This is a genomic window from Macrococcus bovicus, assembly GCF_004359575.1.
Taxonomy (GTDB): Bacteria; Bacillota; Bacilli; order Staphylococcales; family Staphylococcaceae; genus Macrococcus; species Macrococcus bovicus.
The window spans coordinates 107044-133659 of the sequence record NZ_SCWF01000002.1 but is presented as its reverse complement, the minus strand read 5'-3'; the positions used below and the strand labels follow the sequence as shown (position 1 = coordinate 133659).

The window sequence follows — 26616 nt, the reverse complement described above, 5'->3', positions numbered from 1 at the left end:
TTAAATCATTTGAATTAAAGTAACTACCACTATCATAACAAAAAATATCATCAAATAGTTTAAAGAATAGATAAACATTTGCATTGCCCATTTCGCTTCCTTGACACCGGTCCGAAAGCCTGATAGAGCTAGAAGCAGCCAGCCGATATTCAGTAACGTGGCCAGTATCATAAAGACAGACCCGAGCTCCGCCATGAAGAACGGCGTCGGCAACAAGACCATCACCCATAGCAGCATGCCCAGTCTCGTGCGTTCGAAGCCTTTGACAGTCGGCAGCATCGGGATATGAGCTAAACCGTATTCATCCTTACGCTTGATTGCAAGTGCATAAAAATGAGCGGGTTGCCAGGCAAACATGATGATAAACAGCATCCAGGCTGTTGTAGATAAGTCAGGATTGATACTTGCCCACCCGATAAGCGGTGGAACTGCACCCGGAAAACTCCCTATTATCGTATTTGACACTAAATGACGTTTAGACCATACAGAATAGAGAATGACATAACCGAACACGCCAAGAAAACCAATGATACCTGTTGTCATATTAATAGAGAACAGAAGCGCCTGTCCGATGACGATCAGTATCAGACTGAGCATCAGCAACTGCTTGGTACTGATTTTACCTGTCACGCTCGGCCGGTTCATCTTGCTCGGCATCAGAGCATCAATATCCTGGTCGTAAAAATTATTTAATGCACAACTACCACCCATTATTAATACAGAGCCTAACAGCATTGCAATCAATTCCGGCATACTGCCGAGGAACGACTGACCTGTCAGAATAATCGCCAGCCAGCCTCCGACGAATGTCGGGATTAAGTTACCTTGCACCAGTCCGAGTTTAATCACAGCTTTAATATCTTTCGCTGTTAGCCTGCTCTCATCAATCGGAATGATGACATTTTCATTCAGCATTTCCAACCTCCTTTACTCACCTGACGCATATATTAACAATAATAAATCAAAATTGACACAAATTCTATATATTTCAGAAATAAAATGATAACATTTTACTGTAAGCGACAAGAAAGAGTATTCACATATGTGACACATTTACAGTTACCAAACATTGTTATACTATAACATAGGGATTCGAACATAAAATGATAATCCGGAAATATTTTAACATATATATTGAAAGAATTGTTTTCGAAATTCACGACCACAAGAACTTCAGAGGTGAACATGTTGTTAAATGAAAAAAACTTAAAATGGCTGTCAGTCTTTACGACTGTCTTGATGCTCTTCGTTCAGATTGGAGGCGCACTTGTCACGAAGACAGGTTCAGCTGATGGGTGCGGCAGAAGCTGGCCGCTCTGTCATGGTAAACTCATGCCGACTTCTATACCGAAGGAAACATTGATCGAGCTCGCCCACCGAGGGGTTTCCGGTCTTGCACTGTTGTCTGTCACCTGGCTCGTCATACTCAGCATGAAACATATCGGCCATAAAAGAGAAACTAAACTGCTCTGCTTTATGAGCATGGCATTTATTTTTGCGCAGGCGTTAATCGGTGCTGCGGCTGTGGTCTGGCAGCAGAACAGTTTTATCCTGGCGCTGCACTTCGGCATTTCTCTTATCAGCTACAGTTCTGTCTTTCTGCTCATGCTCCTGATCTTTGAAGTGGACCAGAAATTTGATGCGACAAAGCTGATTATCAAGAATCCGCTGCGCTACCATACAGTCGGACTGACAAGCTTTATCTACTTCGTTATCTATAGCGGTGCACTGGTCAGACATACGAAAGCAAGCTTGGCCTGCTCTACATGGCCACTCTGTCAGCCTGGCCAGTTCCAGCTGCCCCAGAATTTCTACGAATGGGTGCAGATGAGCCACCGCACACTGGCGCTGCTTCTCTTTATCTGGCTCGCCTATATCACCTATCATGCTGTGAAAAATTATGCGCAGTATCGCGTCATCAAATATGGTTATCTGACCGCCTTCATTCTTATCTGTCTGCAGGTGACAACGGGCGCGCTTACCATATTCAGCGGTCTCAACCTTTATATCGCTCTGCTGCACGCACTATTTATCACCCTGCTCTTCGGCTTACTCTGCTATTTCATCTTACTTATCTCCAGAGCTAAATTAAGACAATAATAAAGAAGGAAGGTCAGCTGACCTTCCTTCTTTTTATGGTTCAAGTACAGCTAATAGATCACCCGTCTTAACCGCATTTCCTGTCTCAACATTGATTTCCTTGATCGTTCCTGCGTAAGGTGCCTGCACGGACGTTTCCATCTTCATCGCTTCTGTGACGAGGAGGACCTGTCCTTTGACGACTGTATCGCCCGCTTTGACCTTCACCTCTCCTACTGTCCCCGGCATCTGTGCACCGATATGCGAGGAATCTGAAGGGTCTGCTTTACGGACAGCGGCTGATGTCACTTCAACTGCGGTATCTTTTACATAAACTTTACGCGGCATACCGTTCATCTCGAAATAAACCCAGCGATGGCCATCCGCATGAACATGACCGATATTGATCAGTTTGACGATCAATGTCTTACCTTTATCAATCTCAATCGCCACAACATCCCCTTTCTCCATGCCATAGAAGAAGAGTTGTGAATCAAGCTTAGAGATATCCCCGAACATCTTCTCGGTCTCTTTATAGTTAAGGAATACTTTCGGGTAGAGGGCATAACTGATGACATCCTGTGCTGAGACCTCTGTCTTCAGCAGTGCCTGCAGCTCTTCTTCAAGCTTTGCAAAGTCTACATCCGGAATGCTCAGACCTGGTCGACCGGTCAGTGCAGGCTGTCCTTTTAAGATCAACTGCTGCAGTTTCTCTGGAAAACCGCTGGCTGGCTGACCGATCTCACCTTTAAAGAACTGGACGACAGATGCCGGGAAGTCGAGGGACGCCCCTTTCTCATAAATAGATATCTCGTCCAGGTCATTCTGCACCATATAAAGTGCCATATCGCCGACTACTTTGGACGACGGCGTCACCTTGACGATATCACCGAACATCAGATTGACACGACGGTACATATCCTTGACGTCACTGAAACGTTCGCCCAGTCCCAGACTGACCGCCTGCTGTCTCAAGTTCGAATACTGGCCGCCAGGCATCTCATGCGCATAGACTCCAGCATTCGGTGCTTTAATATCACTCTCAAAACTTGCATAGATGGGACGGACCGCTTCCCAGTAATGGGACAGTTCGTCAAGTCCCGCTATATCAACAGCGAGCTCGCGCGCTGTGCCGAGCCTTGCATGATAAAGGGTGCCGGCATTCGGCTGACTCGTCAGACCGCTCATCGCCCCGATAGCTGTATCCACGACATCCACACCCGCATCAATCGCTCTCGAATAAGTGGCTATACCGTTACCACTCGTATCGTGTGTATGAAGATGAATCGGCATATCGACTGCCGCTTTCAGTTCACCGACCAGCTGATAGGCCGCTTCCGGCTTCAGAAGTCCTGCCATATCTTTGATCGCTAGAATATGGAAGCCCGCACGTTCCATGTCACGCGCCATCTTGATATAGTAGTCAAGTGTGTAGACATCAGAACGCTTCGGATTTAAGATATCCCCTGTATAGCAGATAGCACCTTCTGAAATCTTGCCTGCCCGCTGGACGGCTTCATTAGCGACCTTCATCTGATCCAGCCAGTTGAGTGAGTCAAATATGCGGAAGATGTCGATACCTGCCGCGGCACTTTCAGCCACAAATTTCTCAATCACATTATCTGCATAATTTTTGTAGCCCACTGCATTCGATGCCCGCAGTAGCATCTGGAACAGAACATTCGGAATCGCTGCTCTGAGATTCTCCAGCCGCTTCCACGGGCTTTCCTTCAGGAAGTTATAGGCCACATCAAATGTGGCACCCCCCCACATCTCAAGTGAGAACGCCTCTTTCAGCAGTCTGCTCGTCGCAGGTGCAACGTCCATCATATCCTTAGTGCGGACACGTGTCGCAAGAAGAGACTGGTGGGCATCGCGGAAAGTCGTATCCGTGATCAGCACATCCTTCTGACTTTGCAGCCACTTCGCTACTGCTCCCGGTCCTTCGTCCAGGAGCAGCTGCCTTGAACCTGTCAGTGACTTCTCGTAGTTCAGCTTCGGGATCAGCACATCCGGTCTGGCATTGGCTACGCCAGGGAAACCATTCACACTGACTGAAGCGATATATTCCAGCGTCTTCGTTCCACGGTCTCTCGGTTCCTTGATATCAAACAGTTCAGGTGTCGCATCTATGAAGTTCGTGTTGTATGCCCCGCTGACAAAGACGGGGTGCTGCACCACATTGATCAGGAACTGGATATTGGTTTTAATACCCCGGATACGCATTTCTTTCAGCGAGCGGATCATCTTTTCCTCTGCCTGCTTGAAAGTGAGCGCCTGTGTGGAGACTTTGACCAGCAGTGAATCATAGTAAGGCGAAATCTCAGCGCCCTGGAAGCCGTCTCCTGCATCCAGTCTGACGCCGAAACCACCGCTCGAGCGGTAAGCCATGATCGTACCGGAGTCTGGCATGAAGTGATTCAGCGGATCTTCAGTCGTAATCCGGCACTGAATGGCATAGCCCAACGTCTGAATCTCCTCCTGCTGCGGCATTTCGATACGGGCATCGTGCAGTGCTTCGCCGTCAGCAATCAGAAGCTGTGTCTTGACGATGTCCACACCTGTGACCATCTCAGTGATCGTATGCTCCACCTGGACACGCGGGTTCACTTCGATGAAATAGAAGGCATCTTCTGCGACTAAAAATTCGACTGTGCCGGCATTGACGTAGCCGACTCTCTTCATCAGTTTAACAGCGGCATCACAGATATTCCTGCGCATATCCTCAGAGAGGCCGACTGATGGTGCGACTTCCACAATCTTCTGATGGCGCCGCTGCACAGAGCAATCCCGCTCAAACAGATGAACAAGGTTACCATGCTGGTCCCCTAGAATCTGGACTTCAATATGCTTCGGATTCCTGATGAGTTTCTCGAGATAGACTTCGCTGTTGCCGAATGATTTCTGCGCTTCAGACTGCGCTCTTGTATAGGCCTCTTCAAGTTCGTCTGCCTGTTCAACGATACGCATCCCTTTCCCGCCGCCGCCAGAGATAGCTTTGATGATGATCGGGTAACCATGCGTTTCGACAAATGCTGCCACTTCCTCAAATGAGCGGACTGCCTCTTTTGTGCCCGGAATGACCGGCAGATCAGCGGCAGTGGCCTGACTCCGCGCCTTCACTTTATCGCCGAACATGTCAAGGTGACGCAGCTCAGGCCCGATAAAGATGATGCCTTCTTCCAGACATCTGCGTGCAAATGTTTCATTCTCACTCAGGAAACCATAACCCGGGTGAATCGCATCAGCGCCGCACTGCTTAGCGATACTGATGATCCCTTCAATATCGAGATAACTGTCAGTCGGACTTAAATGCTCACCGACGAGATAAGCTTCATCCGCTTTATAACGGTGCAGGGACCGGCTGTCTTCTTTGGAATAGATGGCAACTGTAGGAATACCTAGTTCAGTCGCTGCTCTGAAAATACGGATGGCAATTTCTCCGCGGTTTGCTGCTAAAAGCTTGGTAATTTGGCGCATAATCATCCTCCTCAAATAAAAAAACATGCCAGCCCTGCTGACATGTTCATTATACAACATGAATGATGACTCTGACATTCAAGATGTGACGATCTCGTTATTTAGCGGTTCAGACGCTCCTGTTTGACATGCTTAGAAGCCATAAGCAGCAAGCCGACAGCTATGGAAAGACTGAGCATACTGGAGCCTCCGTAACTTAAGAAAGGAAGCGGCACACCTGTCAACGGAATCAGCCCGACGACACCGCCGAGATTAATGAAGGTCTGAATGCCGATATAACTTGCCACACCGATACAGATCAGACGGTAGAACATGGAGGTGGCAAGGGCTGCATACATAAATCCCTTATAAACGATAAAGAACAGCAGTGAAATGATGACGACTACACCTGTTAATCCCAGTTCTTCAGCGATGACCGCAAAGATGAAATCCGTATGCGGTTCCGGCAAGTAGCCGAGCTTCATGATGCCGTTGCCGAGTCCGCGACCGAACAGTCCGCCGTTACCGATGGCCATCAATGAATTGGACAGATGATAACCGATCCCGCTCTCCTCTTTGAAGGGATTCTTCAGTACCTCAAAGCGCGCCACCTGGTGAGGCGATAACAGGTTACCGGTCGTCACGAAGTTAAAAACCAGTGCCAGACAGGCGACCCCGAAAATAACCGCTGACGTCTTGATCATCGTTCCGAAGGCAATCCCTGAGTAGAGCAGGATGCTAATGATGATCATAAAGATCAGCAAGGTGGACCCCATATCAGGCTGTAAAAGAACAAGTCCTGAACAGAAGCCGATCAGCATAATCGGCGCAAAGAGATCCCAGCTGAAATGATTGAGATTTTTCTTTTTATCATAGATATAAGCCAGGTAGATGATCGTCACTATCTTCAGAAACTCTGCCGGCTGAATCATCATGATACCGGTATTCAGCCAACTTTTCGAGCCGTTGACTTCCGTCCCGAAGAGCATCGTCGCGATGAGCAGAATGAGGACACCGATAATCGAGCTCTGCTGGACACGCTTATTTTTGATGATATTGATATGCATGAAATAAGTCATGAAAAAGACAATACCAAAGCTCAGGATGATCGCAAAGAGCTGCCTCTTATAGAAATGGGTCGAACTGACTGGACCTGTACCCGACAGCATCCCGCGCGGCCCGCCGACCATACTCGCACTGTAGATCATGACAAGCCCCATCATACACAGCACGATATAGGTGATCATAAGCGAAAAATCGACATACTTGGAATAATCTTTTATGTATTTGAAGAACCTTCTTAACTGATTCACAACTCAATCACTCAATTCTAATAAAAAATAGTCTAAAGCATCTGCTCTAGACGTTGGTAAATGCATCATGTAACTTGGAAAGTTCTTTTTCCAGGCCGGATAACAGAGTTTTTCCAAATTCTCTATCTATCAATCCAATCTTTGCGGCGAACTCCACTTCTTTACCCAGACCATACATCTGCGTATCGAGGACTTCTTCATAAAGCGGACATTGGGGCATCGTTAAGTTATCCATCTGAACTTTAATCAGCTGCAGAATCTTCTCTGCATCCTGATTAAGCTGGTCATATGCCTGTTGTTTGTAATCGACTGGTTCCATAGACATACACCCCTTTTTCTTCTATACTTTAAAAGTTTATAGTAGGGCAGTATAAAAATCAAGCAAAAGTACATGACAGCCAGGGCTTGTGATAGAATTAAATGAAAGGAGTGAGACACTTGATTATCCAAATACAAGGGAAAGTTAAATTTAAGATTACACTTGATCCATCGACGTGGATTTTCGATGACCGCAAAATCACGATTGAAGAGATGGAAGCAGGGAAAACGACAGGGGTAGAACCGATCTCATTTAAAGATAATAAGGCCTGGAACCGGGATATATTGGAAGGCGGCGCAAAACCGCCGACCTTGAACTCTGAGAAAAAGTTCAAGAAGCAGCAACTACTTGAAGGGACCTATGTAATCAATATGGCACCTTTTTTCGCGATTACAGAACCCGAGGCAGATGCAGCAGCCATCAGACTATCGAACGGTAACGAGCACGAAGATATCAGGCTGGAAGATGTGTCCCAGCTGTATTTCCAGTTCTCTAAAAACGGTAAACGTCTGTATGAGGACGGCATGGTTGATGCCTTCATATATAACGGTGAATATAGCCAGAAGATTGACCACGTCAATGCCATTGAAGCGATATAAAGAAACCCGCACAGCCAAGCTGTGCGGGTTCTTATTTTTGCTGACGTTCGTTATGAAGCCGCAGTCGATAGAGACCGAAGACGATGGCCGCAAGAATCAGACTTTCTCCGACCGGCAGAAAGACTGCGAGGAATGTCAGTAGAATACAGCCTAAGAAGAGCAGGATATAGATGACGATATTCTGCCACAGCTTCAGCTTACGGGCAAAACCGAGGTGATAGACGATAGCACTTAAGATAAAGATGGCGATCAACAGCATCCACATACCTTGCTGTGGATGTGTATCCACCTGGAAAAGCTTCGCAAGGAAAGAAAGACGTTCGGAAGGATTTGTGCTGACACCTTTACTTAAGCCGAGCATCTTATTCCTCTTCTGCTAAAGCAGCAGCTTTCGCTTTTTTCTGTTCACGTTCACGCTGAGCTTTATCTAAAGTTTTCTTTCTGAGACGGATAGACTCAGGTGTGACTTCCAGTAACTCATCGTCATTGATGTATTCAAGCGCCTCTTCAAGCGTCATGATTCTTGGTTTCTTCATAGTCGTTGTCTGTTCTTTCGTCGCAGAACGGATGTTGTTCGCTGCTTTGACCTTCGTGATATTAACGGTCAGGTCATTGTCACGAGAGTTTTCACCGACAATCATACCTTCGTAAACTTCTGTCCCCGGCTCCATGAAGTTAACCCCACGGTCCTCTAATGCCAAGATGGCATACGTACTCGCCACCCCTTTGTCCATGGAGACCAATACACCGTTATGACGGCCACCGATTCGGCCACGAAGGTACGGACGGTATTCATCAAAGGTATGGTTTAAGATACCATAGCCTCGTGTCATCGACATAAATTCTGTACGGTAGCCGATCAAGCCACGTGCAGGCACATTGAAGATCAGACGGGTCTGGCCATTAGATGTGCTCATATCGACCATTTCACCTTTACGCGTGCCAAGAGATTCGATGACGGAACCTGTATTCTCTTCCGGTACATCGATCTGTACGCGTTCGTAAGGCTCATATTTCTTACCGTCAATTTCCTTGATGATAACTTCCGGCTTAGAGACCTGCAGTTCGAAGCCTTCACGACGCATGTTCTCGATCAGGATAGAAAGATGAAGTTCACCACGCCCTGATACGGTCCATGAATCCGGTCCAACTGATTCAACGCGTAATGAAACGTCTGTTTCAAGCTGAGACTCCAGACGGTCCTGGATATTACGGGCCGTCACGAATTTTCCTTCTTTACCCGCGAACGGTGAGTTATTGACTGAGAATGTCATCTGCAGTGTCGGCTCATCGATACGCAGAACTGGTAATGCTTCCTGGTGGTCGACAGGTGTCACTGTCTCACCGACGTTGATATCTTCCATACCTGATACGGCGATCAAATCACCTGGGTATGCTTTGTCGATTTCCACACGTGATAAGCCGAAAAAACCGAAGATTTTTGTCACACGGAAGTTTTTCACCGTGCCGTCAATCTTGATCAGGGCAACCTGCTGGCCGACTTCCATCGTACCGCGGAAGACACGGCCGATACCGATACGTCCCACATAGTCGTTGTAATCAAGAAGCGCTGTCTGGAACTGCAGCGGCTCATCACGGTTATCAACCGGTGCCGGTACATATTCAAGAATGGTTTCATACAAGCACTGCATGTTATCATCCTGTGTACTTGCATCAAGACTCGCAGTCCCGTTGATGGCACTCGCATATACCACAGGGAAATCCAGCTGATCGTCATTGGCATCCAGTTCAATGAATAAGTCATACACTTCATCAAGGACTTCTTCCGGACGCGCAGATGGTTTATCAATTTTATTGACAACGACAACCGGCTTCAGGTTCTGTTCCAGTGCTTTTTTCAGTACGAAACGCGTCTGAGGCATCGTGCCTTCGTAGGCATCTACGACAAGCACCACACCATCTACCATTTTCATGATACGTTCTACTTCTCCACCGAAATCGGCGTGGCCTGGTGTATCCAGGATATTGATACGTGTTCCTTTATAGTCAATAGCTGTATTTTTCGCTAAAATCGTGATTCCACGCTCTTTTTCAAGCGCGTTGGAATCCATCGCACGTTCTTCAACATGTTCATTGGCACGGAAAATACCTGATTGTTTTAATAATTCGTCTACTAATGTTGTTTTACCATGGTCAACGTGGGCGATGATGGCAATGTTACGCACATCTTCTCTGTAATTTGTCATGTTATGTCCCTTTCACATCTACAGTTTATTATGTAACTGTGATATTATAGCATATATCAGAAAGATATACTATAAAGCTGTACGAAGGGAACCCTATGAAAAAAAGTAAAGCCATTTTTCTGCTTCTTGCATTTCTGGCAGTCGTCTGTCTGATCGGCATCAGTGCCGGGATGGCAGAAGGCAGCCTGCTCATCATATCAATCAGTATCCTGCTTTTTATCGCCATAATGGGCCTCGGATTTACGTTGAAGAAAAAATACCGGGAAAATGACTGGCTGTAATTTTTCTTCAAAAGCAGTCAGTTTCACCACAAAAAATGATGAAAGACCAGCAGTTTATCAAAAACTGCTGGTCTTTTATCGTTATTCAGCATTTTCTGTCATTTGTGTCTTCGGTCCTGCCGTAATAAATTATGAGGGAAAGGAGTGAAGTCATGATCATCAAAAAAAGAACCTATCCTGCCCTTGCCCGCCTGGAAGCCCTGCGCCATCGTTCCACACTGTCTGATGAAGAGCTGAACATGCTGCAGTCTCTTACGCACCAGAAGCTCATAGAAGAGCAGTTTGAAACATTTTTGACGCCGGAAATCACCGCTCAAGTCGACATCATCTGGCATTACACTTATCAGGATTACCACCGGACAATCGGTCTGAACGTCATTCTAGTGGAATCCGACACCATCCATCTGCTGAAACTGAACAGTTATCAAGGGATTCATACCCTGAACGACCAGGGCATGCTGACAGCGTTTTTCACGGGCAGAGTTCATGAAGACTTGGCCCAGCTGATGAGTGTGAAACTAGGGCTACAGTACTTGCTGGACCGGTCGCTCAACATTGAGATCAGAGCGGTCTGTCTCAGCCCGGACTTTGAACTGAATGCGCTGAGTCACAGCAGCATGATTCTGACGGCAGCCACACTCCCCGCTTATCTGGCTCAGATGACGGCACCGAAACTCAATCTTGCGCCTTCTACCATCCAGCTCGCTGAAACGACAGATGCACCCTATCAAGTAAAGGCAGGCGTCAAAAATGGACTGCGCTGTCCCCACTGTGACCAGCTATCAGAATTCAATTATCATCACCATCTCATCCTCTGCCTGAAGTGCCGTGAAATTTCACAGCTTGACCAGGCATTCATCCGGGCTGCACACGAATACATGTCACTCTTTCCGGAGAACAGACTGACAAAAGATATCATGTATAAATGGTGCAACAAAAAAATACCTGCTGCAAAAGTGGCTTCGCTGCTAAAGAAGCACTTTCATACAGCAGGTAAAACAAAAGGGACTTATTATCTTCTGGAAAACTGACCTTGATGTATTTCATTTAATCTGGCGCGATATGGACTGAGGTAATCATTCAGCAGTTCCTGATGCAGAGCAGGATTCGCCACCAGAATGGAGCTTGAATGCAGGGGATCAAGCTTCTCACCTAACTGGTTCGAGACAACTGCACCTACTTCCTCAGCGATGATCATACCGCCGCTGAAATCCCACGGATGCAGTCTGAGCGTGATGTAGCTGTCAATAATCCCCGTTGCCACATAGGCAAAATCAAGTGCTGCTGAGCCGTAACTGCGCGCGCTGCGTGCCGCCTGGACAATCGGTGCATACATGTCCCGAGTCCGCTCCTTAGTCAGCCAGTTCGGGTTCATGGAGATGATGGAGGTCACAAGCTCTGTATCCTTTAAGACCGGCAGCGGCTGATCGTTTAAGTAGGCGCCGTGCCCCGCTTCAGCATGATAAAGTTTGTCGTTCATGACGTCATAGATGACACCCGCATATTTTTTGCCGTCATGAAAAATACCGATGGAAATAGCGAAGTTCTGTTGCTGATGCACAAAATTCAGCGTACCATCTATCGGATCGATGACCCAGAGGTATCCTTCAGTATCGGTCACATCCTGGCCATGACCTTCCTCACCGATAATCCGGTGCTCCGGATAGTGCTCGTTGATCTGTGAGACCAGAAAAGCTTCTGTCTCTTTATCCATATTGGTCACTAAATCGTTCGGATTGGACTTTGTTTCTATAATCAGTTCCTGAGACAGCTCCTCTCTGATTCGCTGTCCTGCAAGAAGCACGATTGACTTTGCAAATTGATAAATTGACATAAGCGTTCCTCCTTGATTTAATTCTATTATACATGAGTCACTATTCAATCAAAATGAATTGATTCTACAACAGCAGGAGGATAAGATGTATCACTTTACAGATGAAGATTTCAAGGTTTTTGAAATAGAGGGCCTGGAGAACCGGATGACAGCGCTCATTGAAACCACGCGGCCGAAACTGGAGAAGCTGGGTGACTATTTCAGTGATTTTCTGACCGCTCAGACCGGCGAGACCTATTATCCGCATGTGGCCAAACATTTACGGCGGACAACGAATCCGCCTGACGACACATGGGTGGCATTTTCCACCCATAAACGCGGCTATAAGATGCTGCCTCATTTTCAGATCGGTCTCTTCGGCTCCCATGTCTTTGTATTATACGGCGTCATCTATGAGTCTCCCGAGAAAGAACGAGTAGCAGAGACCTTCATGAAAAAAGAACAGACCATCTTAGCGCTGGATGACTTTATCATGAAGCGCGACCATATGAAAGAAGCAAGTGAAGCCATTGAAGAAGAGGCGCTTTGTGACAATCTCCTGCGTCTTAAGAACGTCAAAAAAGGTGAGCTTCTTTTCGGCAAAAGATACGAGCCGGGCCACCCGGCACTGCAATCAGACCAGGCCTTCCTGCAAGAAGTGGAAGACACTTTTCTCAAGCTGATTGAACTGCGCTGACTATCCCCTACCTAAAAAGTCTCTGACCGCACCGGTCAGAGACTTTTCTGCGTATTTATGAGGATAAGAACCACGAGCAGCAGCACCGGTACCACGACGAGAGGCAGCGATATAATGATGGCTGCAGCAAGCAGCATATTCAGCAGACGCTTGCCGGTCACATTCAGGCTTGTCATCAGGACAGCCGCCAGACTGAGCAGCCAGATGCTGAGACCGAGGACTGCCCGTCGCATGACACTGACCGTCATCTCCGCATTAAAAATCAGCAGCATGCCCTGTGAATAAGAGAGCCGTTCTTCTTGAATCATCTCTCGAATACGGTGATTCCAGCCCCCGGTGAATTCGCTGATGAAATCAGGGTCAAAAGTCAGAATCATGAGCTTGAGCGGGAAGAGCAGTGCCGCTCCAGTCATGATGAGTGAGAGAACCAGTAAAGTTTTCTTCATATTTAAAAAAGAGCTTGTCAGCTCTTTTTTAATCATTGCGGTTCATACGGTTATTATAGTTCTGGCGACGCTCTTCAGTCGCATCAACAGTTTTGTCGACATACTTCACACGGTCACCTTCTGAACGATGATAGGTCACGGTCTCGTCTGTATCAACAGGTGTCGCATCAACAGTCCGTTCCTCAGTCACCACCGTCTCCTGCAATGCATGGTCACGTTCCACATCTGCTGTGCGATCCACATAGGCGTCATGCTTGAAGTCATCAACGCGTTCACGTTCAATATCTGCATCCCGTTCTACATAGACAGGCGCCGGCTGACGGTCGCGGTCATAAGAGACTGTTTCATGGTCATGATAGTAGTCTTCATTACGGATGACTTTATCTTTACGTGCAAACAGCAGAATAGCTGCAATGAAGAAGAATAAAGGAATCCAGAATAAAGCGATTGTCAAAAATAATGGAGCCGTCAGTAAACCAGCAAGGAGCAGCATCACACCTGCTAGTATACGTTTCTTCATCGATAACAGACCGATGAGCCCTAAAATAAGCGGCAGTGCCAGGTATGCCAGGATACCCCAGGCGATTTTCATGATATAGCTGACAAATTCAGGTACAGTCATGTTGTTCTGTGCCATGAGATCACGGAAATCTGACAGCTGCGGATTTTCATTCAGCTGACGTTCCATCTCATTCATAAAGTTCGGATCATTACCAGATACAAGTAATGAATAAAGACCGAGTCCTAATAATCCGAGCAATGATAACCAGCTTAACCAGCCAAAGATCTTCTCCGGAATTCTGCTGACAGGTTTCACTGTCTGTGTGTATTCTCTTCTCGCCATACTTTCATCTCCTTAACTGTAGTTAATAGTTCAATACCCTGATGAAGCCGTGATAATCATTTAAAATGGTGGACTACTTAAGTGACATCTTGAAACGCAGGAACCTTTCATTGTATTCTGCAATTTTTTCAGGGCCTAAATCCTCGTAGACCTCCAGTTTCTCTCTGACAGCAGGACTTGGGTAGAACCGCTCGTCTTCCCGTGTTTCTTGGTCAAGTAACTGATAACTGGCCTTGTTCGGTGTCGCATAGCCCACCCATTCCGTATTCTGTTTGCCGTTTTTTGCGTCTAACAGGAAATTGATGAATTGATGAGCCCCTTCCACATTCTGGGCGGTCTTAGGAATGACGATATTATCAAACCAGAGATTCGAGCCTTCTTTCGGCACGACAAAATCAAGGTCTTCATTTTCCGTCATGATGTCAGCGCCCATCCCGCTCCAGACCACTGCCACATCCGCTTCCTTCTGCACCATCATCGTATTGATTTCATCACCGACGACGCCGCGGACATTCGGCGCAAGGGATTTCAGCTTCGCTTCTGCCTGACTGAGCTTAGCGGAATCTTTTTCGTTCAGAGACTCACCCATGCTGTTAAGCGCGAAACCCATTCCTTCACGTGCACCGTCTACAATCAGCACATTGTTCTTCAGACGCTTATCCCACAGACTGTCCCAGCTTGAAAAATCGATGCCTTTCGTATGGTCGGGATTAAAAAGGATGCCGACCGTCCCCCAGAAATAAGGAATCGAATATCGATTGCCTGGATCGAAGTCTTTATCAAGAAAATCCGGATCCAGATTTTTCAGGTTCGGCAGCTTGCTGTGATCGATCGGAATCAGCAGATGGTCAGACTTCATCTTCTGAATCGCGTACTCACTGGGCACCGCTATATCATAGTGCGTGCCCCCGTTCTTGATCTTGGCAAGCATGGATTCATTCGAGTCGAACGTCTCATAGATCACACGGATCCCTGTCTCCTTCTCGAACTTCTTGAGCAAGTCAGGATCTATATATTCTCCCCAGTTATAGACATAGAGCACATTACCTTTACCCGCTTCTGGCGGGGGATCGATAAAGCGGGTCGACACCAGGAGGAGTATCGCAACGAGAAGAGAGACACCAATCAACTGCAATAATCTTTTCATCAGATTGCTCCTCTCCGTTTATTTTCACTTTTATTCGTGATGAAGTAATAGACCGCAATAATCGCCATGACCACAACAAACAGGATCGTTGACAGCGCATTGATCTCCATAGAAATCCCTTTACGTGCCATAGAGTAAATCTCAACAGAGAGCACGCTGAAACCATTGCCCGTCACAAAGAAGCTGACAGTGAAGTCATCGAGCGAATAGGTCAATGCCATAAAGAATCCTGCTACAGCGCCAGGCATCAGATGCGGTATGACGACACGCGAGAGCGTCTGATACGTTGAAGCGCCGAGATCTGTCGCCGCATTGATCAATGATTCATTCATATCGTAGAGTTTCGGGAGCACCATCAGGACGACAATCGGCACGCAGAAAGCGATATGAGAGATCAGGACAGACCAGAAGCCGAGGCCGAGGCCCGTAAAATGTCCGATGATAGTGAAAAGAATCAAGAAGGACGAGCCGATGACGACATCACTGCTGACCATCAGAATATTATTCAAGGTCAGTAAACCAATCTTGATCTTCTTGTTGCGCATATAATGAATACCAAGGGCGCCGAAGACACCGATCAAGGTCGAGATGCTGGCTGCAATCAGCGCCACTGCAATGGTATTCAATATGATGACCATGAGCCGCTTGTTCTGAAAGACGGCTTTGTAGTGATCCAGTGTAAATCCTTCAAAACGGTTCATGTTACCTGCACTGTTGAAAGAATAGAACATTAGAAAGAATATCGGAAAGTAAAGAAGCAGCATAGTAATGGCTAAAACTATTTTTGATTGCAATTTCATTAACTTCTGCCCTCGCTCTCGCGTTGTTTAGTCAGGATCATGACGAGTGCCATGGAAAGAATCAGGAAGACTGCGATAGTGGAGCCCATTCCGTAGTTCTGTGTGACAAGAAACTGCTCTTCAATAGCGGTGCCGAGGTTGACGACCTTATTTCCGGCAATCAGACGCGTGATCATGAAGAGACTCAGTGCCGGAATAAAGGTGATCTGAATGCCTGTCTTGACACCTTCCCATGACAGGGGCATGATGACCTTTCTGAATGTCGTCCATCTGTCTGCTCCGAGATCCCGTGAAGCCTGAATCAGGTTCTCCGGAATGGCATCCATACTGTTGAAGATCGGCAGAATCATGAACGGAATGTAAATATAGATAGAGACAATGATAAAGGCTGTATTCGTGAACAGCAGCTGCGTATGCGGCAGGTGCAGAAAGGACAGCACATCATTGACAGTGCCTTCTTTGCTTAATATACCGATGAACGCATAAGTTTTAAGCAGCAGATTGATCCATGTCGGCAGAATGATCAGCAGCAGCCAGAACTGTTTATTTCGTGTATTCCGTATAGCGAGTGCGACCGGATATGAAATAACCAGGCAGAACAACGTGATGATCAGCGCATAGAGAAATGATGTCAGTGTCATCTGCAGATAGGTGCCGCTAAAGAAATCAGCATAGTTCTCCAATGTGAATTTGCCATCCAGGCTGATAAAGCTTGAATAAAAAATGGAGACAAGAGGCAGAATGATGAAAAAGATAATCCATATCAGATACGGGATCAGAAAATATTTCTTTGCTTCTCTCATGTCTGTACCTCATAGGATTCAATGCGGGCATCAAACTCGTCTTCAGTCTCTCCCGGCAGCATGATATGAATCGCCTGCTCAGAGAAAGTTAAGCCGACGACTTCTCCGACAGGTGCCGGTTTTGTCGTGTGGCAGATCCACTCGTTGCCTTCCGCATCAAAGAGACAGATTTCATAGTGTACCCCGCGGAAGAGCTGGGAATCGACACGGGCCTGCAGCTTCCCTTCAGCTGCTGCTGTGACCGCCAGGTCCTCCGGCCGGATGACCACATCGACTTCAGCATTCGGCTTGAACCCTCTGTCGACACAGGCATATTCCTTGCCATAGATCTGAACGACATAATCGCGTACCATGCGTCCCGGAATAATATTCGACTCACCGATGAAATCAGCGACATAACGATTGACCGGCTCATCGTATATATCAAGCGGTGTCCCGCTCTGTTCGATATGACCATCACGCATGACAAAGATATAGTCACTCATCGCAAGCGCCTCTTCCTGGTCGTGTGTCACAAAGATAAATGTAATGCCGAGACGCTGCTGCAGTTCACGCAGCTCATACTGCATCTCTGTACGCAGTTTCAAGTCCAGTGCACTGAGCGGCTCGTCAAGCAGGATCACTTCCGGCTCATTGACAATGGCACGCGCAATAGCCACACGCTGACGCTGGCCTCCACTCATCTCAGCGATCCGGCGTTTGCCGTAGCCTTCAAGCTTCACCAGTCTCAATGCTTCGTTCACCTTTGACTCGACAAGTGCTTTGTCCATCTTCTTGATGCGCAGACCGAACGCCACATTCTCAAAGACATCCAGATGCGGAAAGAGCGCATAATCCTGGAAGACGGTATTGACCTGACGTTTATTGGCCGGCACATCATTGATGCGCTGACCTGCGAAATACACATCCCCTGATGTCGGCTTCTCAAAGCCCGCAATCAGCCGCAGAATGGTCGTCTTACCGCAGCCGGAAGGACCCAGTAAGGTGTAGAACTTGCCTTCCTCTATTTCAAAGTTAACGCCCTTTAATACCGGGTTACCATCATATACTTTCGTCACATCGTTAAATGCAATAAACTTGTCCATATATTCCTCCTATAAATAAGATTCCGTTGCGACAATGAGAATTTTCGCCTCTACTTTTTCCTGATTAAACAACTGATGGGATTCATTCGCCTTGAAATAAAAACATTCATGCTGGTCAGCTGTATAGACTTTCCGCCCTATTCTGATGGAAGCACGACCTTCCATGACATACATAAAACTCTCTGACGGAGAAGGCTCAAACTTCTTATATTCAGCCCCCGGCTTTAAAGTGATGATCACAGGCTCCATATCATAATCGTTTGATTCCGGAACAAGCCAGTTGATCATGTAGCCATTGTCATATTCATCATATAAGGTCTGTTCTGACAGGGGATAATGTATCTGCTGCTGATAGAGGGCATCACTGAAGAATTCTGCAGGCTTAGCACCCAGCACTTCCAGTATATTAAAGAACGTCTCCATTGATGGCGAGCTGAGATTGCGCTCCAGCTGTGAGATGTAGCCTTTTGATAGATCGGTCCGTTCACCCAGTTCTTCCTGGGTCAGATTTTTCTGACGTCGAAGATCTTTAATCTTCTTTCCAATATCCATAACTAACCCCCTTCTGTTTAAAAATAATAAACAATAAGTTTAATATCATTACTTATAATTTATCAAAATTAGGACTATTAAACAATATGAAGGGGGTAATTCATTATATTTTTGTCATTGAGATCACTTTAGTCTCTGAACCCAGTGCTTCACGCATTTTCTTGATAACCGGATAACCATCATATCCTGAGGCTTTCTTGAAATCCTTGTAGATATTATTTTCCTGGGCTTTACCCGGGCAGACCTTCTTGAACTGATCGTATTTCATCTTCAGTTCATCAATATTGATCTTACTTTCATAACTCTGTTCGATAGCTGCCAGAAAATTGACGACCGCTACCATTTCGTCAGGTGTCCAATCTAAATCTAACGGATAACTGTACTCCATATTGACCTCCATAAAAAAACGCTATTCTATAAATAGAATAGCGTTTTTAATAGTGATTGAAAAGTATTACATCGTGTGGATAGGGTGACCGATCGCAACTTCAGCTGCTTCCATTGAAATCTCACCTAAAGTTGGGTGAGCGTGGATAGTCATCGCTATATCTTCAGCAGTCATACCTGTCTCAATGGCTAAACCAAGTTCAGCGATAATGTCAGATGCACCAGAACCTGCAACTTGTGCGCCGATCAGTAATCCATCTTCTTTAAGAGAGATTAATTTCACGAAACCTTCAGATGCATTGATTGATAATGCACGGCCATTTGCTGCGAATGGGAATTTTGAAGCTTTATATTCAAGACCTTCTTCTTTCGCCATCGCTTCAGTGTAACCCACTGTCGCAAGTTCAGGTTCAGTGAAACATACCGCTGGGATCGCCAGGTAATCCACTTCTGATTTTTCACCTGAGATCGCTTCAGCCGCAACTTTCGCTTCATAAGATGCTTTGTGCGCAAGTGGTGGTCCTGCAACGATATCACCGATAGCGAAGATGTTGTCAACAGATGTACGACCTTGTTTGTCGACTTCGATTAAACCACGGTCTGTCAGTTTAACACCTAATTCTTCTAATCCGATATCGTTGGTATTTGGACGACGTCCTACAGTCACTAAGCAGTAGTCTGCTTCAACTGTCTTCGTTTCACCTTTTACTTCGTATGTTACAGTTACGCCGTTGTCTGTCTCTTCAGCTGATTTAGCCATCGCTTCTGTTTCGATAGTCACGCCTTTAGCTTTTAAACCTTTTTTAACGATCTGAGTCATTTGTTTTTCGAATCCGCCTAAGATATCTTTAGCGCCTTCTAAAATAGTGACTTCAGTACCGAAGTTAGCGTAAGCTGTTCCGAGCTCAGAACCGATATAACCGCCGCCGACAACGACTAACTTTTTAGGCACTTCTGGTAATGCTAAAGCACCAGTAGAATCGATGATGCGTTTACCGAATTTAAAGTTAGGGATTTCAATCGGGCGAGAACCAGTAGCAATGATCGCGTTTTTGAAAGTATAAGTTTGTGACGCTTTATCAGTCATCACTTTTAAGTTGTTGGCATCCACAAAGTAAGCTTCACCTTCTGCGATTTCTACTTTACGGCCTTTAAGTAAAGAACCCACACCGCCTGTTAATTTATTAACAACGCTGTTCTTGAATTCTTGAACTTTAGAGAAATCAACTTTAACGCCTTCAGTTGTAATACCCATATCTTCTGAATGTTTTGCAACCTCATAACGGTGAGAAGCCGCGAGTAACGCTTTAGATGGGATACAGCCGACGTTAAGACATACGCCACCAAGAGCGCCTTTCTCAACGATTGTTACTTTTTGTCCGAGCTGTGCTGCACGAATAGCTGCAACATAACCCCCAGGACCTGCACCGATTACAATAGTATCTGTTTCAATTGGGAAATCTCCTACTACCATTCTTTACCCCTCCATTAATAATAATTCTGGATTATTTAATAAACGTTTGATATGGTTCATAGCTGCTTGACCTGTTGCACCATCGATTTGACGGTGGTCAAAGCTAAGTGATAAAGCAAGAACTGGCGCTGCAATGATTTCGCCGTCTTTGACGATTGGTTTCTGAGCGATACGGCCAATACCTAAGATCGCTACTTCTGGGTGGTTGATAACTGGTGTGAACCACTGACCACCAGCAGAACCGATATTACTGATTGTACATGAAGCACCTTTCATTTCAGCAGGCGCAAGTTTACCGTCACGAGCTTTAACAGCAAGTTCGTTGATTTCATCAGAAATCGCAAAGATTGATTTGCGGTCAGCGTGTTTCACGACAGGTACAAGTAAGCCGCGTTCTGTATCAGCTGCGATACCGATGTTGTAGTAATGTTTGTGTACGACTTCTTCAGTTGCATCATCAAGAGAAGTGTTCAGTGCTGGATAAGCTTTAAGAGCTGATACTAAAGCTTTTACAACGTAAGGTAAGAATGTCAGTTTAGTGCCTTGCTCAGCAGCCACTTCTTTGAATTTTTTACGGTGATCCCATAATGCTTGAACATCGATTTCGTCCATTAATGTTACGTGAGGCGCAGTGTGTTTAGAGTTAACCATTGCTTTAGCAATTGCTTTACGCATTGCAGGAATTTTTTCGCGTGTCTCTGGGAAGTCACCTTCTGGAGCAGCGATAGGTTGAGCTGGTGTCACAGCTGCTTCTGTCGCTTGGGCTGCTGGAGCTGCTGCAACTTCTGGGGCAGCTGAAGCAGCGCCACCGTTTTTGTATGCTTCGATGTCTTCTTTTAAGACGCGGCCGTTTTTCCCTGTTCCTTGGACAGCTTTGATGTTAACGCCTTGTTCACGCGCAAATTTGCGGACAGAAGGCATAGCGATGACGCGGCGGTTCTCATCCACTTCAACATCTGTTGCTTGTGTAGCAGCAGCAGGCGCTGGTGCCTCTGTTTGAGCTTCTTCTTTTACTTCTGCTTGAGGCTCTTCTTTAGCTTCTTCAGCGTGAGAATCCGCAGGTGCATCAGGAGAGTCAATTTTGATGATGACATCACCGAGGTTAGCAACAGTACCTTCTTCTGCTACTACTTCTGTAACCGTACCAGATACTGGTGATGGGATTTCAACTACAGATTTATCATTCTGTACTTCACATAAAATATCGTCTTCGTTAACTGTGTCGCCTTCTTTAAAGAACCACTTAACGATTTCACCTTCGAAAATACCTTCACCAAGTGCCGGTAATTTAAATTCAAATGCCACTTTAAGTTCCTCCTAGAATATCTTTTTTTATAGGGAAAGTGAAAAGTACAAGCGTACTTTTCACGGATATTAAAATTCTAAAGTACGTTTTGCTGCTTCCACGATGCCGTCTTTGTTTGGTAACCAGACATTCTCAGCTTGTGTGAATGGGTATGCAGTATCAGGTGCATAGACACGAGCAATCGGTGCTTCAAGGCTCAGCACAGCACGTTCTGAGATTTCAGAAACGACGTTTGCGCCTACACCTGCTTGTTTTTGTGCTTCTTGAACGACGACTACACGGCCTGTTTTTTCGACAGAAGCAATGATTGTATCGATATCAAGAGGTTGAACTGTGCGCAGGTCAACGACTTCAACTGAATGACCCTCTTTAGCAAGCTCTTCAGCTGCTTTCATAGATTCCTGTACCATTGCACCGTATGTGATGATAGAAAGGTCTGTCCCTTCCTGTTTCACTGCTGCTTTACCGATTTCAACCGTATATTCTTCTTCAGGTACTTCTTCACGGAATGAACGATATAACTTCATGTGCTCAAGGAAGACAACTGGATCGTTGTCGCGGATAGCTGAGATCAGGAGACCTTTAGCATCATATGGGTTAGACGGGATAACAACTTTGATACCCGGTGTCTGAGCCATTAAGCCCTCTAAGTTATCTGCGTGAAGTTCAGGTGTATGAACACCACCACCGAATGGTGAACGGATGACAATCGGTGCAGGCTTAGTGCCGCCTGAACGGAAGCTCTGACGTGAAATTTGAGCAGCGATTGAATCGAATACTTCGAAGACGAAGCCGAAGAACTGGATTTCCATGACTGGACGGAAACCTGTTAAAGATAAACCGATTGCCAGACCACCGATACCTGATTCCGCAAGCGGCGTATCGAAGACGCGGTCTTCACCGAATTCTTTCTGAAGTCCTTCAGTCGCACGGAATACACCACCGTTGACACCAACGTCTTCACCGAAAACTACGACGTTTTCGTCATTTTTAAGTTCTGTCTGCAGTGCATTTGTTATTGCTTGAATCATCGTCATTTGTGCCATGACTTACTTCGACTCCTTCTCTTTGTAGATTTCATATTGTTCTTTTAAGTTTTGAGGCATGTCGCCTGAATACATGATTTCTGCTAATTGAGAAACAGTCTGTTTAGGCGTGCCGTCTGCTTCTTTAAGAGCAGTCTTGATTTCTTCTTTAGCACGTTCCATTACTTCGTTTTCTTTCTCTTCAGTCCAAAGACCTTTGTTTTCAAGGAATTTACGGAAACGTACAAGCGGATCTTTTTTAACCCACTCAGAGTCTTCATCAGATGTTCTGTAACGTGTCGGGTCATCCCCTGCCATCGTATGTGGACCATAACGGTAAGTCATTGTTTCAATTAATGAAGGACCGTCACCAGCGATCGCGCGTTCACGTGCTTGTTTCGTCACGAAATAAACAGCAAGTGCGTCCATACCATCTACAACAGTACCTGGGATACCTGCTGCAACAGCTTTCTGTGCTAAAGTTTTAGCAGCTGTCTGTTTTTCACGTGGTGTAGAGATCGCATAGTTATTGTTCTGGATGACGAAGATAGCTGGTGCTTTGAATGCAGATGCAAAGTTGATACCTTCATAGAAGTCACCTTGTGAAGAACCGCCGTCACCTGTATAAGTGATCGCCACATTCTGTTTGCCTTTTTTCTTAAGACCAAGCGCAACCCCAGCTGTCTGAACATACTGAGCACCGATGATGATCTGAGGTGCAAGTGCATTCATGCCTTCTGGGAACTGGCTGCCTGTAAAGTGACCACGAGACCATAAGAATGCTTTTGTCAATGGAAGACCATGCCAGATTAATTGTGGTACATCACGGTAACCTGGAAGAATCCAGTCTTCTTTTTCAAGGGCGTATTGAGATGCTAACTGAGAAGCTTCCTGACCTGCTGTTGGTGCATAGAAACCTAAACGACCTTGACGGTTTAATGAGATCGAACGCTGATCAAGGACACGAGTCCAAACCATTCTCTCCATTAATTCTACTAACTGTTCATCAGTTAAATCAGGCATATATGCGTCGTTTACGACATTACCATCTAAATCTAAAACTTGAACTACTTCAAACTTAGATTCAATTTCATTGAGTACTGATACTGCATCGAATGGTGCTTGTTTCTTCGAAGCCATTCAATTCACCAAACCTTTCGGATATATTTATATTTACTTGAATTATTCTAACATAAAACTGTTCTAGTGTTAAACAAAAAAAATCCGCAACAATTAAAGGGTTTTATTTGTTGAAACAATAGGAATCGAACACTCTGTTATACCGATATAACTTTTTCTGTTATAGTACAATTATTTGTTGTTCAATAACTTGACGATATCGCCGGATTCCTTCTGAACTTGCTCCATTGTTTGATTGAAAACCGTCATTTTTTTCTGGAAAGCACTCGTTGATGTGTTCAGACTTTCAATCTTAGCATTGACGCCGCTCGTCTCTGGACTTTTACCCTGTAAGTACTTGAATAAATCATTTTCTTTTTTCAGGACATCCTGGTAGGCTGTCATCAGTCCATCATGCTGGCTGTACTTTTTTTCCAGAGCATCGGTCAGATCTGATGCTTCTTTTTTCTGATCCTTATCTTTAATTTCACTGGCTAAATCTTTCGCCTTGTTGAATTCGTTCTCTGATTCATCATAGGCCTTGATTTCCTTATTGATTGCCGTACTTCTGGCAGAAGCATTCTGAACAAGTTTTGTTGCCGTGCTGTTGATGAGGTTAATATCCTGTTTTTTTGCTTTACTGATTTTATTGAACAGCTCCACCTTTTCAGATTCAAGCTTCTGGAGTTCCTTGTTGACTGCGACCACTGGTTTCTCTTTTGCGTTGACCGCATCAATCTGGGTGTAGAATTTCTCCAGCTGCTCAGTCTTATTCCCGCAGCCGGCAAGCATGACGACGGACAGGCCAGCGATAATTAGTTTCTTCATATGAATTGTTCCTCCTTTTTCATTCAGTTTTATAGTAGCCTTTTTTAAATAGTGATTCAATGTTTATCCTAAGGTGTCGTTTCTGCTATATTATAAAAAAGGAGTGATTACATGTTAACCATGAAAGACATCATCAGAGACGGACATCCGACGCTGAGAGAGAAAGCGCAGGAAGTCAGCCTCCCATTATCACAGGAGGATGTAAAGCTGGCTGATGAGATGCTTGAGTTCCTGAAGAACAGTCAGGACGACAAGATAGCTAAGAAATATAAACTGAGAAGCGGGGTCGGATTAGCTGCCCCTCAATTAAACATCAGTAAACGTCTTCTCGTCATTCATTTCTATGATGAGCAGACAGAAGACTATATCACGCATCAGCTGTTCAATCCGAAAATTGTCAGCCATAGTGTGGAGAAAGCTTATCTGCCTCAAGGTGAAGGCTGCCTGAGTGTTGATGAGAATATACCCGGGCTTGTTCACCGCTATGCCCGCATCACAGTAAAAGCTGTTAACCGTGAAGGTGAAGAAGTCAAACTCCGCCTGAACCGCTTCGCTGCAATCGTTGTGCAGCATGAAATTGACCATCTGAATGGTGTCATGTTCTATGATCACATCAATCAGGCGGATCCATTTAAACCTGAAGAGAATGCGACAGCAGTAGAATAAAAAGAGTTGCCAGATCTTTCGCTGGCAACTCTTTTTATATAGGCTTACGCTCCTGTATCCGCGTATCGTCCCGCAGATCCCTTTTGCGGGACGTTCCTTCTCATATTTCCGCGTGTTCACCGGCGTATCGTCCCGCAGATCCCTTTTGCGGGACGTTCCTTCTCATATTTCCGCGTGTTCACCGGCGTATCGTCCCGCAGATCCCTTTTGCGGGACGTTTCTCCTCATATTTCCGCGTGTTCACCGGCGTATCGTCCCGCAGATCTATTTTGCGGGACGTTTCTCCTCATATATCCGCGTGTTCACCGGCGTATCGTCCCGCAGATCTATTTTGCGGGACGTTTCTCCTCATATTTCCGTGTGTTCACTGGCGTATCGTCCCGCAGACACCTTTTGCGGGACGTTTCTCTACCGCTTTTCCATACCACCACAACTCTTACTCAATAAGGGCCAGCTTCTTGAAGGCATTCTGGATACCATTATCTTCTACATCCGTCGTGACAAAATCGGCAATTTGCTTGAGTCCCTCTACTGCATTGCCCATCGCAATACCTGTTCCGGCCCATTCAATCATCTCAAAGTCATTGTTGCCGTCACCGACTGCTATGACATCCTGCTGACTGAAACCTAGTTTCTCCGCAAATTTTCTGATGCCTTCTGCCTTTGAACCGTTGGACGGCACAACATCACGGCTGAACTCATGCCAGCGGTAGAACTTAATGAGCGGATACTGATCGTCATACACATCATCCGTTTCGCTGTCCTGAAACAGCAGCGCCTGAAAAATATCATGATGCTTGAAATACTCATCTTCGAATCTTGGATGATCCAGTTTGATGGAACCCATACTTTCTGTGATGTGATCGTGATGCCTGATATTGGATACGGCCTCTTTTTCACCGAGAAAGACCATCGGGTGATCCTTCTCCCTTGCTAAGGCTTCCAGTTTGGTCAAGGTGTGTACATCCAGCGGGTTACGGTATATCACCTCAGCGTTATAGACCACATATTGCCCGTTAAAAGCAACAAAATTCGTAATGCCGGTATCCGCTATCACTTCCTGTATGTTATAGGGCGCACGACCTGTAGCAATAGCAAGGGTGTGCCCCGCTTCCTGCAGCTGACGTATCGCAGCATGGGTCGTCTCCGGGATGTGATGCTGTCTGTCATACAGCGTGCCATCTATATCGAAAAATATCAGTTTCTGAGTCAAATTGATTCCTCCTTTTCCTTAACCATATCTCACTTTATTGCTAAACTCTAGTTTTTACTTTGCACTCCTTCTTAACTTCATGTAAAATAAAGATACTCATACAATCTGTACGGTGAAGAGCCCTAGAGCAGCTAGGGCCTTATTTATGTTAATT

At 45.8% G+C, this 26616-nt stretch carries 27 protein-coding genes; 6 read left to right on the top strand and 21 right to left on the bottom strand.

The window, feature by feature from the left end:
* Positions 1-912: a heme o synthase gene (gene cyoE, locus ERX55_RS03365; RefSeq protein ID WP_424960677.1), complete on the bottom strand. Its 912-nt coding sequence runs from the start codon at positions 910-912 to the stop codon at positions 1-3.
* 276 nt (positions 913-1188) lie between these two features.
* Between cyoE and ERX55_RS03360 the strand changes: the two genes are divergently transcribed.
* Entirely contained in the window at positions 1189-2100 is a 912-nt protein-coding gene (locus ERX55_RS03360) for a COX15/CtaA family protein (protein WP_133451272.1), read from the top strand.
* A gap of 33 nt (positions 2101-2133) precedes the next feature.
* Here ERX55_RS03360 and ERX55_RS03355 read toward each other — a convergent pair whose 3' ends face one another.
* The 3 genes from ERX55_RS03355 to ERX55_RS03345 all read right to left on the bottom strand — a co-directional run bounded on the left by ERX55_RS03355 (position 2134) and on the right by ERX55_RS03345 (position 7170).
* Positions 2134-5559 (bottom strand): pyruvate carboxylase, encoded by a 3426-nt coding sequence (locus ERX55_RS03355; RefSeq protein WP_133451188.1) that lies wholly within the window; start codon positions 5557-5559, stop codon positions 2134-2136.
* A gap of 101 nt (positions 5560-5660) precedes the next feature.
* Positions 5661-6851, bottom strand: a complete 1191-nt coding sequence (locus ERX55_RS03350; protein ID WP_133451187.1) for an FtsW/RodA/SpoVE family cell cycle protein — start codon at positions 6849-6851, stop codon at positions 5661-5663.
* Positions 6852-6897: 46 nt separating this feature from the next.
* The gene (locus ERX55_RS03345; RefSeq protein ID WP_133451185.1) at positions 6898-7170 is read right to left on the bottom strand and encodes an Fpa/YlaN family protein; all 273 of its coding nucleotides are present in this window, start codon (positions 7168-7170) and stop codon (positions 6898-6900) included.
* A gap of 122 nt (positions 7171-7292) precedes the next feature.
* Between ERX55_RS03345 and ERX55_RS03340 the strand changes: the two genes are divergently transcribed.
* A complete protein-coding gene (locus ERX55_RS03340) occupies positions 7293-7769 on the top strand; it encodes a hypothetical protein (protein WP_133451271.1) in 477 nt (158 codons plus the stop codon).
* Positions 7770-7800: 31 nt separating this feature from the next.
* Here the strand turns inward: ERX55_RS03340 and ERX55_RS03335 are convergent, their stop codons facing one another.
* The gene (locus tag ERX55_RS03335; protein WP_133451183.1) at positions 7801-8130 is read right to left on the bottom strand and encodes a YlaH-like family protein; all 330 of its coding nucleotides are present in this window, start codon (positions 8128-8130) and stop codon (positions 7801-7803) included.
* A 1-nt stretch (position 8131) separates the two neighbouring features.
* On the bottom strand, positions 8132-9976 hold the full coding sequence (typA, locus tag ERX55_RS03330) for a translational GTPase TypA (RefSeq protein WP_133451182.1): 1845 nt from the start codon (positions 9974-9976) through the stop codon (positions 8132-8134).
* 95 nt (positions 9977-10071) lie between these two features.
* Here typA and ERX55_RS03325 point away from each other — a divergent pair, with 95 nt between their 5' ends.
* Both ERX55_RS03325 and ERX55_RS03320 read left to right on the top strand, forming a co-directional pair.
* Positions 10072-10257: a DUF5325 family protein gene (locus tag ERX55_RS03325; protein WP_133451180.1), complete on the top strand. Its 186-nt coding sequence runs from the start codon at positions 10072-10074 to the stop codon at positions 10255-10257.
* A 152-nt stretch (positions 10258-10409) separates the two neighbouring features.
* On the top strand, positions 10410-11288 hold the full coding sequence (locus ERX55_RS03320; protein ID WP_133451178.1) for a hypothetical protein: 879 nt from the start codon (positions 10410-10412) through the stop codon (positions 11286-11288).
* On the opposite strand, the gene ERX55_RS03315 is transcribed toward ERX55_RS03320, so the two are convergent.
* Complete coding sequence (locus tag ERX55_RS03315; protein ID WP_133451176.1) at positions 11270-12091, bottom strand: inositol monophosphatase family protein; 822 nt, start codon at positions 12089-12091, stop codon at positions 11270-11272. The genes ERX55_RS03320 and ERX55_RS03315 overlap by 19 nt on opposite strands.
* A gap of 85 nt (positions 12092-12176) precedes the next feature.
* On the opposite strand from ERX55_RS03315, the gene ERX55_RS03310 reads away from it, so the two are divergent.
* Positions 12177-12767, top strand: a complete 591-nt coding sequence (locus ERX55_RS03310; protein WP_133451175.1) for a YktB family protein — start codon at positions 12177-12179, stop codon at positions 12765-12767.
* Between the two features lie 35 nt (positions 12768-12802).
* Here the strand turns inward: ERX55_RS03310 and ERX55_RS03305 are convergent, their stop codons facing one another.
* From ERX55_RS03305 to ERX55_RS03245, 13 genes are all read right to left on the bottom strand, one after another.
* A complete protein-coding gene (locus ERX55_RS03305; RefSeq protein ID WP_133451174.1) occupies positions 12803-13213 on the bottom strand; it encodes a hypothetical protein in 411 nt (136 codons plus the stop codon).
* A gap of 28 nt (positions 13214-13241) precedes the next feature.
* Positions 13242-14057 (bottom strand): DUF4064 domain-containing protein, encoded by an 816-nt coding sequence (locus ERX55_RS03300; protein WP_133451173.1) that lies wholly within the window; start codon positions 14055-14057, stop codon positions 13242-13244.
* A 73-nt stretch (positions 14058-14130) separates the two neighbouring features.
* A complete protein-coding gene (locus ERX55_RS03295; RefSeq protein WP_133451171.1) occupies positions 14131-15204 on the bottom strand; it encodes an ABC transporter substrate-binding protein in 1074 nt (357 codons plus the stop codon).
* Complete coding sequence (locus ERX55_RS03290; RefSeq protein WP_133451170.1) at positions 15204-16004, bottom strand: ABC transporter permease; 801 nt, start codon at positions 16002-16004, stop codon at positions 15204-15206. The genes ERX55_RS03295 and ERX55_RS03290 overlap by 1 nt, the downstream gene beginning before the upstream one ends.
* A complete protein-coding gene (locus tag ERX55_RS03285) occupies positions 16004-16807 on the bottom strand; it encodes an ABC transporter permease (protein ID WP_133451169.1) in 804 nt (267 codons plus the stop codon). Before ERX55_RS03285 ends, ERX55_RS03290 begins: the two co-directional genes overlap by 1 nt.
* Complete coding sequence (locus ERX55_RS03280) at positions 16804-17892, bottom strand: ABC transporter ATP-binding protein (RefSeq protein ID WP_133451168.1); 1089 nt, start codon at positions 17890-17892, stop codon at positions 16804-16806. The genes ERX55_RS03285 and ERX55_RS03280 overlap by 4 nt, the downstream gene beginning before the upstream one ends.
* Before the next feature lie 9 nt (positions 17893-17901).
* A complete protein-coding gene (locus tag ERX55_RS03275) occupies positions 17902-18444 on the bottom strand; it encodes a helix-turn-helix domain-containing protein (protein ID WP_133451166.1) in 543 nt (180 codons plus the stop codon).
* Positions 18445-18547: 103 nt separating this feature from the next.
* Positions 18548-18832, bottom strand: coding sequence for a UPF0223 family protein (locus tag ERX55_RS03270; RefSeq protein ID WP_133451165.1), 285 nt, complete (start codon positions 18830-18832; stop codon positions 18548-18550).
* A gap of 66 nt (positions 18833-18898) precedes the next feature.
* Entirely contained in the window at positions 18899-20305 is a 1407-nt protein-coding gene (lpdA, locus tag ERX55_RS03265) for a dihydrolipoyl dehydrogenase (RefSeq protein WP_133451164.1), read from the bottom strand.
* Positions 20306-20308: 3 nt separating this feature from the next.
* Entirely contained in the window at positions 20309-21610 is a 1302-nt protein-coding gene (locus ERX55_RS03260; RefSeq protein ID WP_133451163.1) for a dihydrolipoamide acetyltransferase family protein, read from the bottom strand.
* Between the two features lie 69 nt (positions 21611-21679).
* A complete protein-coding gene (locus ERX55_RS03255) occupies positions 21680-22657 on the bottom strand; it encodes an alpha-ketoacid dehydrogenase subunit beta (protein ID WP_133451162.1) in 978 nt (325 codons plus the stop codon).
* Positions 22658-22660: 3 nt separating this feature from the next.
* Positions 22661-23776 (bottom strand): pyruvate dehydrogenase (acetyl-transferring) E1 component subunit alpha, encoded by a 1116-nt coding sequence (pdhA, locus tag ERX55_RS03250; protein WP_133451161.1) that lies wholly within the window; start codon positions 23774-23776, stop codon positions 22661-22663.
* Between the two features lie 171 nt (positions 23777-23947).
* Positions 23948-24583: a YkyA family protein gene (locus ERX55_RS03245; protein ID WP_133451160.1), complete on the bottom strand. Its 636-nt coding sequence runs from the start codon at positions 24581-24583 to the stop codon at positions 23948-23950.
* A gap of 111 nt (positions 24584-24694) precedes the next feature.
* Here ERX55_RS03245 and def point away from each other — a divergent pair, with 111 nt between their 5' ends.
* Complete coding sequence (def, locus tag ERX55_RS03240; RefSeq protein ID WP_133451159.1) at positions 24695-25249, top strand: peptide deformylase; 555 nt, start codon at positions 24695-24697, stop codon at positions 25247-25249.
* A 436-nt stretch (positions 25250-25685) separates the two neighbouring features.
* Here def and ERX55_RS03235 read toward each other — a convergent pair whose 3' ends face one another.
* A complete protein-coding gene (locus ERX55_RS03235) occupies positions 25686-26462 on the bottom strand; it encodes a Cof-type HAD-IIB family hydrolase (RefSeq protein ID WP_133451158.1) in 777 nt (258 codons plus the stop codon).
* Positions 26463-26616: the final 154 nt, after the last annotated feature.